Source organism: Microcoleus sp. K5-D4 (assembly GCF_036704575.1).
Classification (GTDB): domain Bacteria; phylum Cyanobacteriota; class Cyanobacteriia; order Cyanobacteriales; family Microcoleaceae; genus Microcoleus.
On record NZ_JAUBSD010000055.1, the window covers coordinates 14141 to 29310 of the forward strand.

Annotated in this window: 9 protein-coding genes; 2 read left to right on the forward strand and 7 right to left on the reverse strand. The window is 46.3% G+C overall.

The genetic code is table 11. The annotated features are described in order from the left end of the window. Positions 1-74: 74 nt before the first annotated feature. The 6 genes from QUA77_RS17795 to QUA77_RS17815 all read right to left on the reverse strand — a co-directional run bounded on the left by QUA77_RS17795 (position 75) and on the right by QUA77_RS17815 (position 8500). Positions 75-752, reverse strand: a complete 678-nt coding sequence (locus QUA77_RS17795; RefSeq protein WP_333451513.1) for a DNA-binding response regulator — start codon at positions 750-752, stop codon at positions 75-77. Positions 753-1060: 308 nt separating this feature from the next. Then, positions 1061-1339, reverse strand: a complete 279-nt coding sequence (locus QUA77_RS17800) for a hypothetical protein (protein WP_333451515.1) — start codon at positions 1337-1339, stop codon at positions 1061-1063. Next, positions 1302-1640, reverse strand: coding sequence for a DUF6972 family protein (locus QUA77_RS29365; protein WP_445302085.1), 339 nt, complete (start codon positions 1638-1640; stop codon positions 1302-1304). Before QUA77_RS29365 ends, QUA77_RS17800 begins: the two co-directional genes overlap by 38 nt. Positions 1641-1818: 178 nt before the next feature. Beyond that, positions 1819-3090, reverse strand: a complete 1272-nt coding sequence (locus QUA77_RS17805) for an FAD-dependent hydroxylase (RefSeq protein WP_333451517.1) — start codon at positions 3088-3090, stop codon at positions 1819-1821. Between the two features lie 198 nt (positions 3091-3288). After that, positions 3289-6795, reverse strand: a complete 3507-nt coding sequence (locus QUA77_RS17810) for a PAS domain S-box protein (protein WP_333451519.1) — start codon at positions 6793-6795, stop codon at positions 3289-3291. A gap of 535 nt (positions 6796-7330) precedes the next feature. Beyond that, complete coding sequence (locus QUA77_RS17815; RefSeq protein ID WP_333451521.1) at positions 7331-8500, reverse strand: serine/threonine-protein kinase; 1170 nt, start codon at positions 8498-8500, stop codon at positions 7331-7333. 261 nt (positions 8501-8761) lie between these two features. On the opposite strand from QUA77_RS17815, the gene QUA77_RS17820 reads away from it, so the two are divergent. Both QUA77_RS17820 and QUA77_RS17825 read left to right on the forward strand, forming a co-directional pair. Beyond that, positions 8762-12442, forward strand: a complete 3681-nt coding sequence (locus QUA77_RS17820) for an FG-GAP-like repeat-containing protein (protein WP_333451522.1) — start codon at positions 8762-8764, stop codon at positions 12440-12442. 182 nt (positions 12443-12624) lie between these two features. Further along, the gene (locus QUA77_RS17825; protein WP_333042136.1) at positions 12625-14325 is read left to right on the forward strand and encodes a S8 family serine peptidase; all 1701 of its coding nucleotides are present in this window, start codon (positions 12625-12627) and stop codon (positions 14323-14325) included. 80 nt (positions 14326-14405) lie between these two features. On the opposite strand, the gene QUA77_RS17830 is transcribed toward QUA77_RS17825, so the two are convergent. Further along, on the reverse strand, positions 14406-15074 hold the full coding sequence (locus QUA77_RS17830) for a glycosyl hydrolase 108 family protein (protein WP_333042135.1): 669 nt from the start codon (positions 15072-15074) through the stop codon (positions 14406-14408). Positions 15075-15170 lie beyond the last annotated feature (96 nt).

The window sequence follows — 15170 nt, forward strand, 5'->3', positions numbered from 1 at the left end:
AAGTTGTCAGTAACACCGATGTTTATTTTACCATGATTGGTGGTTTGGCGGTTGACGCTCCCCCGTATCAATTTCTACCCCATCCCGAACAAGTAATCGAAATTACCCTCTCCCACAGAGTTTTTAAGCGTGTTGATAATTTTCCTTGTATTATCGTGAGGCCCTTCAATATAACAAGGTTTTCCATTGCGACCGAATTTTAAGCCAATTTCGCTGGTTGATTCTCCTAAATGAGCCTTCGACTGCTCGAAATCGCGATGCGGTTCAAAGCCTAATGTTTTGGCATAAGCGATCGCACCCCAAACCAGGGCTTGTGCTTGCTCTAAACTAATCTCCTCGTATTCTTGCCCAAACTGCGAGTAACACTGCTGAACGAAATTTTTATATTGGCTATCGTTGCAGTTACGTGGCGGGATGGCATCCTTAACTCCCAAACACCAGTAGTCGATCAAATAAGAGGCTGTAACAAAACGATTGTATCCCTTGGAACGGGTAACCACCACTAAACCCAAACCGCTCGTTTCAGAGGTTTCATTCCCCAACAATACCTTCGCAAAATTTACATCCACGAGACATTGAGCAACGGGCAATAACTCTCCTTTTTCGGCGCTAGCGAGGGCTGTTTGTTCTGCCTGAGATTGAAGAAAGGTAGTGACTTCGGATGCTTTCAATCCTAACTTTCGGGCAATTTGTTTGGGCGTTAATTGGCGATCGCGCAGGTTGAGAATTTCTTGTTCTTGTTCTGGCTGCATGGTTTTTCTATTGCCGTCAGGGCTGGGTTCGAGCTGAGTCGATCATTGTACCGCGTTTTTGCGACCAACTTCGTAACATTGCAAAGATTGAGGAAAAAACCCGGTTTCTTTGATGGTGCCAGTGGCGAGAAACCTCGGTTAGCCCGATAGTCCGCCAGGGGTTGAAACCCCTGTCTCATAGCAAAAGTCCTCTTAAAGAGGACTAAAGAGTTTTTCATTTTTATCTCAGATTTTCAGTCGGTTTCAACCGACTTTCGCTATTAGCCAGGGGTTTAAACCCCTGGCGGATGTGGCGACACCACTTTATTTTATACTTCTCGTAAAATCCGACTATTCAAACGCTCATATTCATCCTCTAGCAGCCACATTTTAGCCGCTTCGTAATTGTCACTAGAAAAAATAACTTTATAGTTTTGTGCAGGATTATGAATGCAAAATTTCCCGGAATTTTCCTTAACTAACATCAGGATATAAGGAGGACATATCAGAGTGTCCGCCCAGATTTCCGCAAACTCCCACTCAGTCTCTTGCTTTGATTCTTGACTAATTTTAGTAGCTTGTGCGGGGTCTTGTGCGAGGTATGACATGGTATTTACCTGTAGTTTTTTTTATCTTTATTTCACCGTAATTTAGTGGTATCTGAGTACCGTCTGCTTTCAGTATATAACCAATTGGTTCTGAAAAGTACAATCCATAGCGTTCATAATTGTCCTCTACATCGTCGGCTCCTGTGCGTTCTCCTCTTAGCTTAATTTCTGCGACCACTCTTTCCATTGTTTCTCTATCATTAAAGAGATGGACGATTCCTTCGCTTTCAAATTCACTTTGGGCTTTTTGGGTTCCGGGGAGATGTTTATCAATGAGACTGGTTCGAGTTTCTAGAGTAATTTAACGGTCAATTCCACTCATAGCTCTGTTGTATCTTAATTATATACCATTCATCGATGAATTTAGTTTAGTCTAGGAACCACGGGTGGCCAGAAACCGGGTTTTTGCGACAGACTTGGTGACAGTACAAAGATTGGGAAAAACCCCGGTTTCTTTAAGGGTGGGTGGGTGTACCAACCTAATTTTGCGCTAATTCCGGCGGCCGCCCCATCAAACCGGTCATCAAGCGCAAGGCTAAAAACCTGACTGGGGGAATTGTCCGCAAACACCACAATCCGAAGCGGCGAAATGCTACAATTGGCAGCCAAGTATTGGAAAATAATCTGTCTAGAAAATCGGTAAATCCTAACACGATTAAATTCTCTTTTTTGCGCCAGTTGTGATACCGTTTCAATACTCGCAAATTGCCGATATCTTCGCCTTTTTGGTGCGCTTGCTGCAAGATTTGGGCGATCGCCCCTGCGTCTCGAATGCCCATATTCAATCCCTGGCCGCCGACGGGATGGCAGCAGTGCGCGGCGTCGCCAATTAGTGCTAATCTGGGCAAAACGTAGCGATCGCTCTGCATTAACTGCACGGGAAACAAAAAGCGATCGCTCTCCAATTCCAAACGGCCCAAAAGCCCGCCCGTGCGCTGTTCCAACAAAGTCAAAAACTCTTTTTCATCCATTTGTTGCAAAGCTTTTGCTTCCGCGTGGGGCGCAGTCCAAACTACTTGACAGCGGTTCCCCGGTAATGGTAAAACTCCCATCGGGCCGCTCGGCCAAAAGCGCTCAAAAGCGATATCGTTGTGCGGTTTTTCTGCTTTAATAGTGATAGCAACGCAGGATTGCCAGTATTTCCAGCCGCGAGTGCTGATGTTGGCTTCGGTGCGGATGCGCGATCGCGAACCGTCGGCGGCGACTAATAATTTGGTGCGAATTGTGCGGGTTTCGCCGTTTTGTTTGACTTCTATTTCGGCGCAATGAGTTAAATATTTTACCTCGACTACTTCCGCCGGACAAACCCAACTAAAATTCGGGTTTTTTGCCAAACATTCCTGCAAAGCTGACAGCATGACTCTGTGCTCGCCAACGTAACCTAAAGCTGTTTTTGGTACGGGCAATTTGCCAGTATTTCCCAAATCCGGGCGGTGGAATTCGACGACACCGGGATAGTCACCGTCGCAGAGGCTAATTTGCTCGAAGGTGGTGATTTGCGGCAAGATTGTTTGCCACACGCCGATACCTTCTAAGATCATTCCTGATAGCAGGGTAATTGCATAGGCTTGTTTTTTGGCTGCGGCGGCGGCGGGGAGTTGGGTTTCAATTATAGCGATTTTCAATCCAGAATCTTTTAAAGCGCTCGCTAAGGTGGCCCCGACTATCCCGCCTCCGACGATGGCTATGTCAAAGTCGAGTGTCGGTGTTTCGGTGGAGGCTATTGTGGGAGAAAGTTGGTTTACAGGCATTTTCAAGGGAATTTGTCAAAGTTAATTGGATTGTTACTTTGTTATTGTAAAGAATTATTTCGATTTAGGGCGATCGAGCGACGGAGACGGGAGATGGGGAGATGGGGAGACGGGGAGACGTTGAGAAATTAATGATTAATGACAACCATCAATGATCAACTTCCCACTATCAACTGCCAACTGCCAACTGTCAACTGTCTAATGACTAATGACCATTTCCTTTGTGTTTTCGGCAGCCAGCCCTGATACTTTCTGCGAAATGGGAATTTCTATGACAAACTCTGCACCTTCCCCGGGCGTAGAAATACACTGCAATTTGCCTCGGTGTTTTTCAACTATAATCTGATAGCTGATTGACAGTCCCAAGCCTGTGCCTTTGCCGACGGGTTTAGTAGTAAAAAATGGATCGAATAACTTGTGAATAACTTCTTGATTGATTCCCATCCCGTTGTCGGCAATGCGAATTGTTACTGTGTCTGAATTCGCACTGGTGCTAATCCGAATTCGGTTGTGGCGAGAATATATTTCTTGTGAAGAGTGATTGCTGTTGTAGTCTTCGAGGGCGTCTAGCGCATTTCCTAAAAGATTCATAAATACTTGATTGAGCTGACCTACATAGCACTCAACTTTTGGGAAGTGGCCGTAGTCTTTGATAATCTCAATAGCGGGACGAAGTACATTAGCTTTGATTCGGTGCTGCAAAATTAGCAACGTGCTTTCGATTCCTTCGTGAATATCTACTCGCTTCATTTGCGATTCGTCGAGTCTGGAAAAGTTGCGTAAGGATACAACTAAGTCGCGGATGCGATCGGCTCCTACCTTCATTGATTCCAAAATCTTCGTAAAGTCTTCCATTAAGTAATCAACTTCAATATCTTCGGCTGCTTCTACAATTTCCGGGACGGGATTTGGGTATTTTTCCTGGTAAAGATGGAGCAAACCGAGCAAGTCTGTGGCGTATTGGCTGGCGTGGGTGATGTTGCCGTAAATGAAGTTAATCGGATTGTTAATTTCGTGGGCGACGCCGGCGACTAGCTGCCCGAGAGAAGAGATTTTTTCGGTTTGGATTAGTTGAGTTTGAGTTTGGTGCAACTCGTGGACAGCTTTTTCGAGCTCGGCTGCTTGCGATCGATACTGTCCCTCGGACTGCTTGAGTGCTTCCAAAACCTGGACGCGATCGCTAATATCTGTGTGAGTTCCCACCCACTCGCGAACGCTGCCGTCGGCTGCCAAAAGGGGGACGCCCCGTACCCAGAAATGTCTGTAGCTGCCGTCTGCGGCTCGCAAGCGGTGCTCGACTTCGTAGAGACTTTTTGTTTCTATTGCCCGCATCCAAGCTTGTACTGTGCGATCGCGGTCTTCTGGGTGTACTGCTTGTATCCAGTTGTCCTCCTCTTCAAAGCTGATGCCCGTATAAGCTATCCAATCAGGCTGAGGCTTGTCGAAGATTCCGTTAGCGTCTGTCATCCAAACCATCTGTGCGGTGGCCATTGCCAGCGATCGATATCTTTCCTCACTCAGACGCACAGATTCTTCGGCTTCTCGGCTGGCTGTCACGTCGCGCAAAATAGCTGTGAATATGATTTCGCCTGCCACATCGAGTTTGGAAATAGAAGCTTCGGCAGGAAATTGCGTACCGTTTCGGCGGCGGGCGAAAATTTCTTTGCGGTTGCCCATGTTTCGGGCTTGTTTAACGCCGCAGCCGAAATTGCTGACGAGGAGACTGTGAGGGGTGGCAAAAGCTTCGGGCAACAGGATGCTCAGGGATTGCCCGATCGCCTCAGCAGCCGTCCACCCGAAAATCCTTTCTGCCCCTTGGTTGAACAGGATAATTTTTTGCTCAGCATCCACCGAAATAATCGCGTCGTCGGCAATTTCTACAATGCCGGCGAAACGAGCTTGAGACAGTTGCAGGGCTTTTTCAGCGTGTTTGCGATCGCTGATGTCGCGGGCGATCGTCGAAATGTATGTGAGTTTCTCGTCCGGTGCGGAGTGGGAGATGAGGACTTGGCTGACGGGAATTTCGAGTCCCGATGTTGACAGGAAGGTGGTTTCTCCACTCCAAAAGCCTTCGGAAACAGCGGTGGCGATCGCTTGATTCAAATTGCTGCGGGCTGACGCTGGCGTGAATTCTGCAACTTGTAGGTTGGATATATCTTCGTTTTCGTCTATACCCACCATTTTTCTGCCTGCTTTGTTGATGTAAACGGCGCGTCCTTCGAGGTTGCAGATACCTACAAAATCCGGGGTGGCTTCCAGAATTGCTGCCAGACTTCTGTTGGCGATTTCGGCTTTTTTGCTTTCAGTAATATCCCGCGCGATGGTAACTATACCGCTAATATTTCCTAGTCCGTCCCGGTAAGCACTTTTTGTAGAAAGAAATGTCCGCAAATTTCCTTTAACTGGCAGGTCTTCTTCGATCGCTTGCGTTGTTCCCGTTGTCATAATTGGGCGATCGGTTTTGCTAATTTTGTCGGCAATTTCCGGGTGAAATAATTCGCTGTCATCTCTGCCGATAATGTCGTCTACAGACTTGCCAATTATACTGGCTCCCGCAGCATTGAGCATCAGGTAACGGCCCTGAATATCTTTAACAAATAGGGCTGCTGGCGTACTATTGATGACGGCAAGCAACAGGTTGTAGTTTTTTTGAAGTGCCTGCTTAGTTGTTTTAGTGTCGAAAATTTGCTCCTGCAATTGCTCATTGGCGAGTTGCAGTTGGATAGTCCGTTTCTCAACTTTAGTTTCTAAGTCTGATTTAGCTTTCCTCAGTCCCAGTTCCGCTCGATAGCGCTTCCGGTCTGCGCTGCAGAGAGTTTTGGCATTCTGCCAAATCAGAACTGTAAAAATAATCACGTTCAATACGCTTAACAGCGATATCCCTACCTCCGGCGTGTAGGCTTGTAACCGCTCTCCGGATATGATGAAATAACCGACTACAGGCGGGATAATGATTGCCCGTGGTAACAAGCGCCTCGCCATGATGCCGCCGGCGCGATCGCTCGTCATTACTGCGATCAATCCTCGCTCAGGACTGGCAAATAAAATTCCGAAGCTCAGCAACATAAATGCTGCGGAAGTGTGCAAAGCCATGCCTGTATTTTTGCCAATTTGGTAAAATAAAGCTTTGTCGTAGAAATACCCTATCAAACCCGTAAATGCAATTAAAAATCCTGAACAGCTTAAGATTTGAATCCGCAGGTATTTAGGCCGACGTTCTGACAGCAGCAGCAGCGCTGTTCCCAGTAATAAAAAAGCACCAGCAGTATTCGGTGCCATGCGTCCTGGTGTTCCGGTGATTGTCAAGGTGTAACTTTCTTTAAATAGCAGTTGATCGATGCCTAAGTCTAAATTAAAGCTATATTGAACTAGGGTTAATAGGCTAATTAATATAATTAAAAATGAACATCCAAAAATTAAATATTTATGATGTTTTTGAGGCGTTCTTGCTGTTAATTTGGCGCGCCGGATCAGTTGGATGAATAGAGAAAATCCGCTCAAAATAAAGCAGACCGCAGTATTGGCTTTCATCGTCACAAGTCCGGGCAGAATGCTTTTTAAGAGTGGCAGATCGAATATCCAACCCAAAATGACTGTACAGCCGATCGCCATTACTGCAATACTCGCTTTTTTGGAAAAAGACTGGACAGCAGCCATTCGGGTTGAGGGCGTTTGCAGTTGTTGTGCTCGTTCAAAAACTTCCAATTTCTCGCTCCCTCAAATTATTTGGTTTTCTACGTATCTAAGGTAACAATAAACACTCTAGTGAGATTGTTGCCCGCTATACAAAGCTGCTTAAGATTTTCTCAAAGCTGCCTAAGCATAAAATATGAATTATTTTATCTAACTTTAGAGAGATAGTCAAATGAAAGTTGAAGGCTCTTACGTAGAAGGCATTCGGCAGAATTAAGTAAGTTTTTCTTATTAAATTAAAATAAAAAATTCCTTGTTCCTTGTTCGTTGTCCCTGCGATTTCGGAAATTGGCGCCCGATTCATCGGCAAGACCGAGTGTTTTTACTCAGTACATGGAGGGATAAGGGTAGCGGATGAATCACTCTGTAACAAGATCACTCGGATTGTAAACCGGGTGCTGTGGCTGTGGGAAATGCGGCATAACAGATAAGACTCGGCGGTTGAAACCGCTACTACAAAAACAAAGTCCCAGCAGAGAGGGACTAAAGAGGGCATATTAAAGTCGGATTTGGTAACTGTCAACTGTCAACAGTCAACTGTCAACAGTCAACTAACTCCCAAATTTTGAAGTGCTTGCAAAGCTTCGGTTGCTGAGGGGTAACGCTGGGGGAAAGCGTAGAGCACCATCTTGTCTAAAACGCGAGCCAATTCCGGGGTGACAGTTGCATTTTTCTGCCAGATGAGATTGCCTAAATTATCAACTCGGAGTTGTTTCGGGCGCATCCCTGTCAAGGCTTGAATCCCGATGAGCCCGACAGCATAGATGTCGCTGCAAAATTTCGGTGAACCGATGGCTTGTTCGGGGGGAATGTAGTCTTGCTGAGTACCGCCGCGCGATTTCGTTTGACCGATGCTGTTTTGTGAAGTGTTGATTTCTTTAACTGCCCCAAAGTCAATTAATACAATCTTGCCATCTGATGTCCGCCTGATTAAGTTTTGAGGGTGAACGTCGCGGTGAATTACATCTTGTTTGTGAACAAATACAAGCACTTCCAAAATATCTGTCAACAAAGCAATAACCCGATCTTCTTCCCAAGGTTGACCTTCGATTAGTTCTTGATACAAGGGTTGCCCTTCGATGAATTGATAGACTAAATAAAAATATCCATCTTCTTCAAAGCGAGCTAACAATTCTGGTATCCGATCGTGTTGGCCCAATCGATATAAAACGCGCGTTTCTCGATCGAATAGGTGGCTGCTTCTCTCAGACTGGCTTTTCAGGCGCTTGACGAGGCACAAAGGGCGATCGGGCAAATTTTCATCTTCAGCCAGATAGGTATCGCTGTACTCGGTGCTGACCAAATGTTCTCTAATTCGGTAACGCATCCGCAGCAGCTTTTGCAACATTGGATCGACAGAATTAGCTGGTTGTGTGCCTTTTTGTACAGCTCTCATAATGCAGTCCCAAAGATTTGCTCCGACGACTCTTTCTTCTTGTCCAATAATTTCTGCTTGCTTCAGTATCTTGGTGAGGTCTTTCCACAAGTTGTAGCCGACATACCGCCCCAGGTAGCCCACTGTGTACCCACGGGCGATCGGATCGTTTTGCTGAATTTCTTGATAGGTCAAACCCCCTACAACGCCTCGAATTATCGACTGTTGCAACCGACTCAGGTGTTTTTCCGTTTGTTCGTATACCAGATTGTCCAAAAACAATATTGCTTCTTCTACTGTCATAGCTTCATATTTTAAGTGATTTGTACAGGAGCCACGCATTTTTATATCCCTAGATTTCTGTTATATATAATTTCTATTAAATTTGCTAGATTGTCTACTTATTGAAATATATTTTTACCAATATGACTTTTATGACTTTATGTTATGAGTTTTATGAATTGACGTTTTAAATAGTTACTGCTACTATCTCAACTACAACTTTTAACTAGAGAGTACATTGCCAAATTAAAGTCTCGCAGATTCGACTTTACAACTGCAAACATCAGAAACGAGTGTTGTCAATTAATAGGTAAATTAATCATGTCTATCTTCAGTACCGCAACCAGCTTCCCTGTCGGCGAAGGGCCGAGTGACGTTGTTGTAGCAGATTTTAACAAAGACGGTAAGCCAGATCTCGCCACAGCGAATCAAGGAACTAACAACATCTCGATTCTGTTGGGGACAGGCACTGGCAGCTTTGGCACTGCCAACAACTTTAACATCAGCTTTACGCCCATAAGTCTGGCATTAGGGGACTTTAACAGCGACGGCAACCTCGACATAGCTTCTGTAAAGACGGACAGCGCAGATGTAGGTCAAGTAGCCATCCTGTTGGGAAATGGCACAGGTAGCTTTGGCACTCCCACGAGCTTTTATACGGGGGAAGCTGATGGGAAGTCAGAGTATGGCCTTGGTGTTGGTGCGGGTGACTTTAACAGCGACGGCAAGCTAGATTTAGTTACGATAGGCAATAACAATCTATCGATCCTGTTAGGAACTGGTACAGGCAGCTTTGGGGCTCCTACTAACCTTAATGTTAATGGGTCGAATTCGCGGTTTTTCGCCGTGGAAGACTTTAATGCTGACGGCAAGCTCGACTTAGCTTTCATAGACTCTTCTGATAATGTATCGATCCTGTTGGGGACAGGGACAGGCAGCTTTGGGACTCCTACTAAATTTAAGGCGGGGAACAATCCGATCGGGCTCGCCACAGGGGATTTCAATGGGGATAACAAGCCAGATTTAGCTGTAACAAACATCGGCGAATCTAAAAACGTATCAATCCTGTTGGGGACAGGGACAGGCAGCTTTGGGGCTCCCACTAACTTTAATGCGGGGGACTTTCCCAATAGTGTTGCTGTTGGGGACTTTAACAGCGATAACAAATCAGACTTAGCTGTGACGAGCAATGGTATCTCCATTTTGTTGGGAAATGGTACGGGCAGTTTTGGTGCGCCCGCCAACTTTTCGGCTGGGGAAGATCCCTTTGTCATTGCTGTTGGGGACTTTAATGCTGACGGCAAGACAGACTTAACTACGACAAACGATACTGAAGAATCTAGCTACGTCTCGGTTTTGCTCAACAAAAACGATGATGTAGCGGATGGTAGCGGCAATGAGGACAATGATACGGCTGGTGTTTCTGTTAGTCTTACCGAAACGGAAGTTACAGAAGGCGGCGCGAATGGCAGTTACCAGCTCAAATTAAAGTCGCAGCCAACAGCCCCCGTTACCATCACTCTCACAACCAATAATCAGATTCAGCCGATCGGCCCTGTGACTTTCACTCCAAATAATTGGAATGTTGCTCAAACCGTTACGGTAAAAGCTGTTGACGATACAGTTGCCCAAGGTACAGACAGCGCTAATATTACTCACACTGCAACTAGCACTGATGCTAAGTATAACGAAATTTCGGTGCCAGGGGTGATAGTGGCGATCGACGATAACGACACTACGCCGACACCGACGCCGACACCGACGCCAACGCCAACGCCAACGCCGACGCCAGTCACGCCGACACCAACGCCGACGCCAACGCCAGTGACGCCGACACCAGTCACGCCGACACCAACGCCGACGCCAGAGACGCCGACACCAGTGAAGCCAGAGACGCCGACACCAGTGACGCCAGTGACGCCGACACCAGTGACGCCAGAGACGCCGACACCAGTGACGCCAGTGACGCCGACACCAGTGACACCAGTGACGCCAGTGACGCCGACACCAGTGACGCCAGTGACGCCAGTGACGCCGACACCAGTGACGCCAGTGACGCCGACACTAGGGACGCCCCCACTGATACTTGCAACTCCAGACATTATTATTAATCCACCAGCGGGATTAGTCACTTCAGAAACAGGTGGCACAGACCACTTCACTGTCAAACTCAACAGCCCACCTACTGCTGATGTGAGTATTAATTTTAGTACCGATAGTGTGGGAGAAGGAGTAATTTACAGGCCAACTGTTACCTTCAATTCTACTAATTGGAATCTAAAGCAGATCGTGAGGGTAACAGGCGTTGATGATAGTGTATGGGATGGAGATCAAAATTACAGTATTATTGCCGACCCTGCTGTTAGCGCCGATCCCAATTACTCCGGGTTAAATACATCAATTATTTACGTTACCAATACTGACGATGACGATCCTCTTCTTCAGACGACCGTTTCTAGTATGAGCGACGGCTTTGTTATTGATGGTTACATCTCCGGTGCAACCATCTTCCTAGATGCTAACAAAAATGGCATTAAAGATAGTAACGAACCATCAACTACTACTGACTTTAACGGTGCATATCAGCTCGATATTCCCTTGGAGACTTTCGACAAAAATAAAAATGGGAAAATCGATGCAGATGAAGGCAATTTAGTCGCTTTTGGCGGGACGGATACTGCGACAGGTTTGCCGCTGGAAATGCCTGTTTCTGCACCTGCGGATGCTAATGTTGTCACTTTGTTAACCAGTTTGGTAACTGATTTGATGGCTGGGGGAATGACGCAGAGTGAAGCCGAGTCAAAAGTTAAATCTACTCTGTCTATTCCTGCGGGAGTTGACTTGAGCGACTTAGATCCGATCGCCTCTACAGCCAAAAAGGAAGCGGGCGGCGTTGAAACTCTAGTCGCCATGACAAAAGTCCAAAACGTCATCACCCAAACCAGCAGCCTCATAGACGGGGCATCTACGGCTGATAATGGTGCGATCGTCAAAGCTGTTGTCGGGGCAATTAACAGTAAAATTCAATCCGGTGGTTCCCTGGATTTGAGCGATGCGGCGCAGGTAGAAAGCATTATCCAGCAATCAGTTGCCAAGGTAAAAGAAAGTGACACCAATCTCAACACTGAAAAACTTTCCCAAATTGCCCCGGAAGCGGCGAAGGTAATGGCTGAGGCTAATCAACGCACGGATAATGTTAAATCTAACTTTTTGCCTGAATTTATTCCCTCGGAAATTGCCAAAGTCCAAAAGGTGGCATTAGGTGAAAGTTCGATCGCCCTCGAAGAAGCGGCGGCTGGCACAAAACCAATCGCACAGGTAGTTTCCGAAAATACAGGCGAATTTTTAACTGCCAAAATTCAAGGAACTCCAGCACCGGCTCAACCCGCTGTTCCAGTTGTGCAAGGTGATGTGGAACTTGTCAATACTTCTCCTGAAATTCTGGGCGCTGAGGGCAAAAATCTTGTCGGTACTGATGATAGCGATACTTTAATCGGCGACAGCGGTAACGATTTTATCAGTGCCAGAAAAGCTAGCGATTCCCTCGATGGTGGCGGTGGCAATGACACGATTTACGGTGGGCGGGGACTCGATACGCTGACAGGTGGCAGTGGTGATGATATCCTATTTGGAGGCCGCGGTGCTGACAGTTTGGACGGCGGTATCGGCAATGACAGTTTGTACGGTGGCAAGGGAGAGGATACTTTGCTTGGCGGTTTGGGTAATGATTTTCTCAGCGGCGAAAATGGCAACGATTTTCTGATTGGAGGTAGCGGGAGCGATCGCTTTTTGTTAACTCCAAGTATCGGCTCGGATACGGTGGTTGATTTTGAGGTGGGTATCGATAAATTTGCCCTCGATAACAGTTTGACTTTCCAGCAGTTAGAAATTAGTCAAACTGCGGAAGGAACAGTGCTGAAAGTTATATCCACCGATCAAGTTTTGGCAACTGTAACTGGGTTGAATAGTTCGATTACTGCATCGGATTTTGTGTTGCTTTAGATTTACCTCCAGCGTAGGGGCAATCCTGTGGTTGCCCTCCTAAAGTTCTTCAGTGGAAATCAGCGGCACCAATTTGTATTTCCTTCACGCAGAACCCGAAGTTACAGATGTCAATAATAAGGACTAAAGTGTTGACCACAAAAAACTTCACATTTTTTGAAAGTTACCATTTTTTTTAATTTATGTTAGACATCAAGACGAATCCTACCGATCATCGCCTTTCTTGCCTTCAACAGCCAAAGGATATCGCCACATCAGCATTTCCGGTTAACAACGACTTGCTCAACCGAGCGATCGATCCATTCAAGGTTTCTAGTTATAGTGCTGAATCTAGCTTTCCTAATCTCCCAGCATTCAGCACCGACCCACAGACACAAACTGCGAATTTTCTTGTACCTAATGCTAACGCTGGCTTTAGTTACTCTGTGAGCGATGCTCAACTCAAACCGCAGTCACAGTCAGCGAGCCCAAACACAGATCCCCTAATAGGAACGATATCTGCCTCTCAGTTGAATTTCGCCGATTCAGATAACTCTCTTTTTACAGCTCGTAATGTTGTTGGCGTTCAGAACGGTAGCATCCGCTTAACTGAGTTCGTGGGGACAGGCGATCCCGATGATTTCTACCGATTCGATATCAACACTAATAGCAATTTTAGCTTGCGTCTCGACGGTTTGACGGCGGATGCTGACGTAGACCTAATTCAAGATATAAACGGCAACGGTGTAGTGGAAGATGGTGAATTAATTGGCTACTCTCTTGAGAGTGACACCATCCCGGATGTGATTAATTTATCCAACCTGGCTCCAGGGACATACTATGTCCAAGTCTCTAGCTTCCTAGGCGACTCTACCAATTACAACCTGACTCTTTCTGCAACACCTGTTCCTGTCTTGCCCGATATTCCTACACCTAACGGTCTTTTTAATGGCAATTACGGCTACGGTTTAGTGAATGCAAATGCAGCAGTTACCCGCACCCTGAACCGCTCAACACTTTTCGCTGATGTTCCTAATTTGAGCGATAATAATTGGGGGGTAGACACTATAAATGCGCCCGATGTTTGGGAGCAGAACATTACAGGAAATGGGATTGTTGTAGCTGTCATCGATACTGGTGTTGACTACAACCATAGCGACTTGGATAGTAATATTTGGGATAACGCTGATGAAATTGCGGAAAATGGCATCGATGACGATCGCAACGGATTTATTGATGATATTCGGGGTTGGGATTTTGTGTATAATGACAACTACCCAATCGATCTAGATCCCGATGGTCACGGCACTCACGTAGCAGGTTTGATCGCCGCGGAACGAAATGATTTTGGCATCACAGGAGTTGCGCCCAATGCCAAGATTATGCCTGTCAGAGTGTTAGACACCTTTGGTAGCGGCGAGTTGAATAATGTTGCTGCTGGAATCCGCTATGCTACTGATAATGGAGCAAATGTAATTAACCTCAGCTTGGGAAATGAGTTTTACCCTTCCAAACTGGTGAATGACGCAATTGAGTATGCAAATAACAAAGGCTCTGTTGTGGTGATAGCAGCGGGAAATTCTGGTTTTAGCCAACCAGATTATCCAGCTCGTAATGCCGATCGCTGGGGAATTGCCGTGGGTAGTATTGATATAAACGGCAGGATGGCTGACACCTCGAACGCTGCGGGTTCCACACCTTTGGATTACGTAGTTGCTCCGGGAGTAGATATCTATTCTACAACTCCCTATGACTACTATGCAGCCCTAACTGGCACCTCTATGGCAACGCCACACGTAGCCGGTGTAGCGGCTTTAGTTTTGAATGCCAATCCGACTTTAACTCCGGCTCAAGTTGAGTACATTTTGACAACAACAGCTAATCCAAATGGGTTGACTGTATAGCATCTATCGGGTCAATGAGACAGGGGTGTAAACCCCTGTCGTGGGACTACTACAGTTTTGAGAAAATGAATCAGCCCTGCTTAATTCTTAATTTTATTCACATAGCCCCACAAACTGTAATCTCGACTCAGCCAACCCCGGAAAAAAGCCATCTGAGTCGGATCTTCTTGCACCCTTTTGTAGCGGTAAATAATTCGTTCGTTAATCATTTGCAGCGCGGTATTTCTGTTATTTGCCCCTTTCAGCGCTTCCTTGGTGCGGGCATCAAAAACTCCAGTTTGCGGCAATCCTAATGCTTGCTGGAGAAAGGTAATAGAGTTATTAATACCGAAATTAACGGCGGTGTCAAACATGACGATCGCCAAAGCCGGCTGCATCGTGCCCGAAAGGCTAGAATCCCAGTAATATTTATAAATTTCTAGGAGCTCTGCTTCCGACATCTGCGTCACGTCGAGGGGCGGAAGCCCACGACTGTAGCGGTAGGCGTTGTATTCCGTTTGCAAGACACCCCGATAAGTTCTGCCGCCCTTATCGGCAGGGTGATTGCTGAATCCGCCCTCAAAATATAGGGTGAAATAAAGAGCAGTTTGAAATAATTTCTGCCGAAAGCTGGCTGTCTGCTGCTGCTGTGCGAAAGTCTTTTGGGCAAAGGGTAAAGGGATTGCTAAGGTTAACAAGAGTATCCCCAGCAGGAGGTTTGGTTTCCACTTGATGTTATGTTGGCGCTGTGTCGTTTGCTTGTCGCTCATAAATTCTCTGTGACGATCGCCCGTAATTCCGCTAAAACTGCTACTCTGCAAAATAATATAGATTCAACCTTTAACTTGATAGCACAGATAGGCCGC

What these genes read in the sequence shown, in the direction of transcription:
- QUA77_RS17795 (WP_333451513.1), bottom strand. Translation starts at nt 752, where the DNA reads ATGCAGCCAGAACAAGAACAAGAAATTCTCAACCTGCGCGATCGCCAA.
- QUA77_RS17800 (WP_333451515.1), bottom strand. Translation starts at nt 1,339, where the DNA reads ATGTCATACCTCGCACAAGACCCCGCACAAGCTACTAAAATTAGTCAA.
- QUA77_RS17805 (WP_333451517.1), bottom strand. Translation starts at nt 3,090, where the DNA reads ATGCCTGTAAACCAACTTTCTCCCACAATAGCCTCCACCGAAACACCG.
- QUA77_RS17815 (WP_333451521.1), bottom strand. Translation starts at nt 8,500, where the DNA reads ATGCGTGGCTCCTGTACAAATCACTTAAAATATGAAGCTATGACAGTA.
- QUA77_RS17820 (WP_333451522.1), top strand. Translation starts at nt 8,762, where the DNA reads ATGTCTATCTTCAGTACCGCAACCAGCTTCCCTGTCGGCGAAGGGCCG.
- QUA77_RS17825 (WP_333042136.1), top strand. Translation starts at nt 12,625, where the DNA reads ATGTTAGACATCAAGACGAATCCTACCGATCATCGCCTTTCTTGCCTT.
- QUA77_RS17830 (WP_333042135.1), bottom strand. Translation starts at nt 15,074, where the DNA reads ATGAGCGACAAGCAAACGACACAGCGCCAACATAACATCAAGTGGAAA.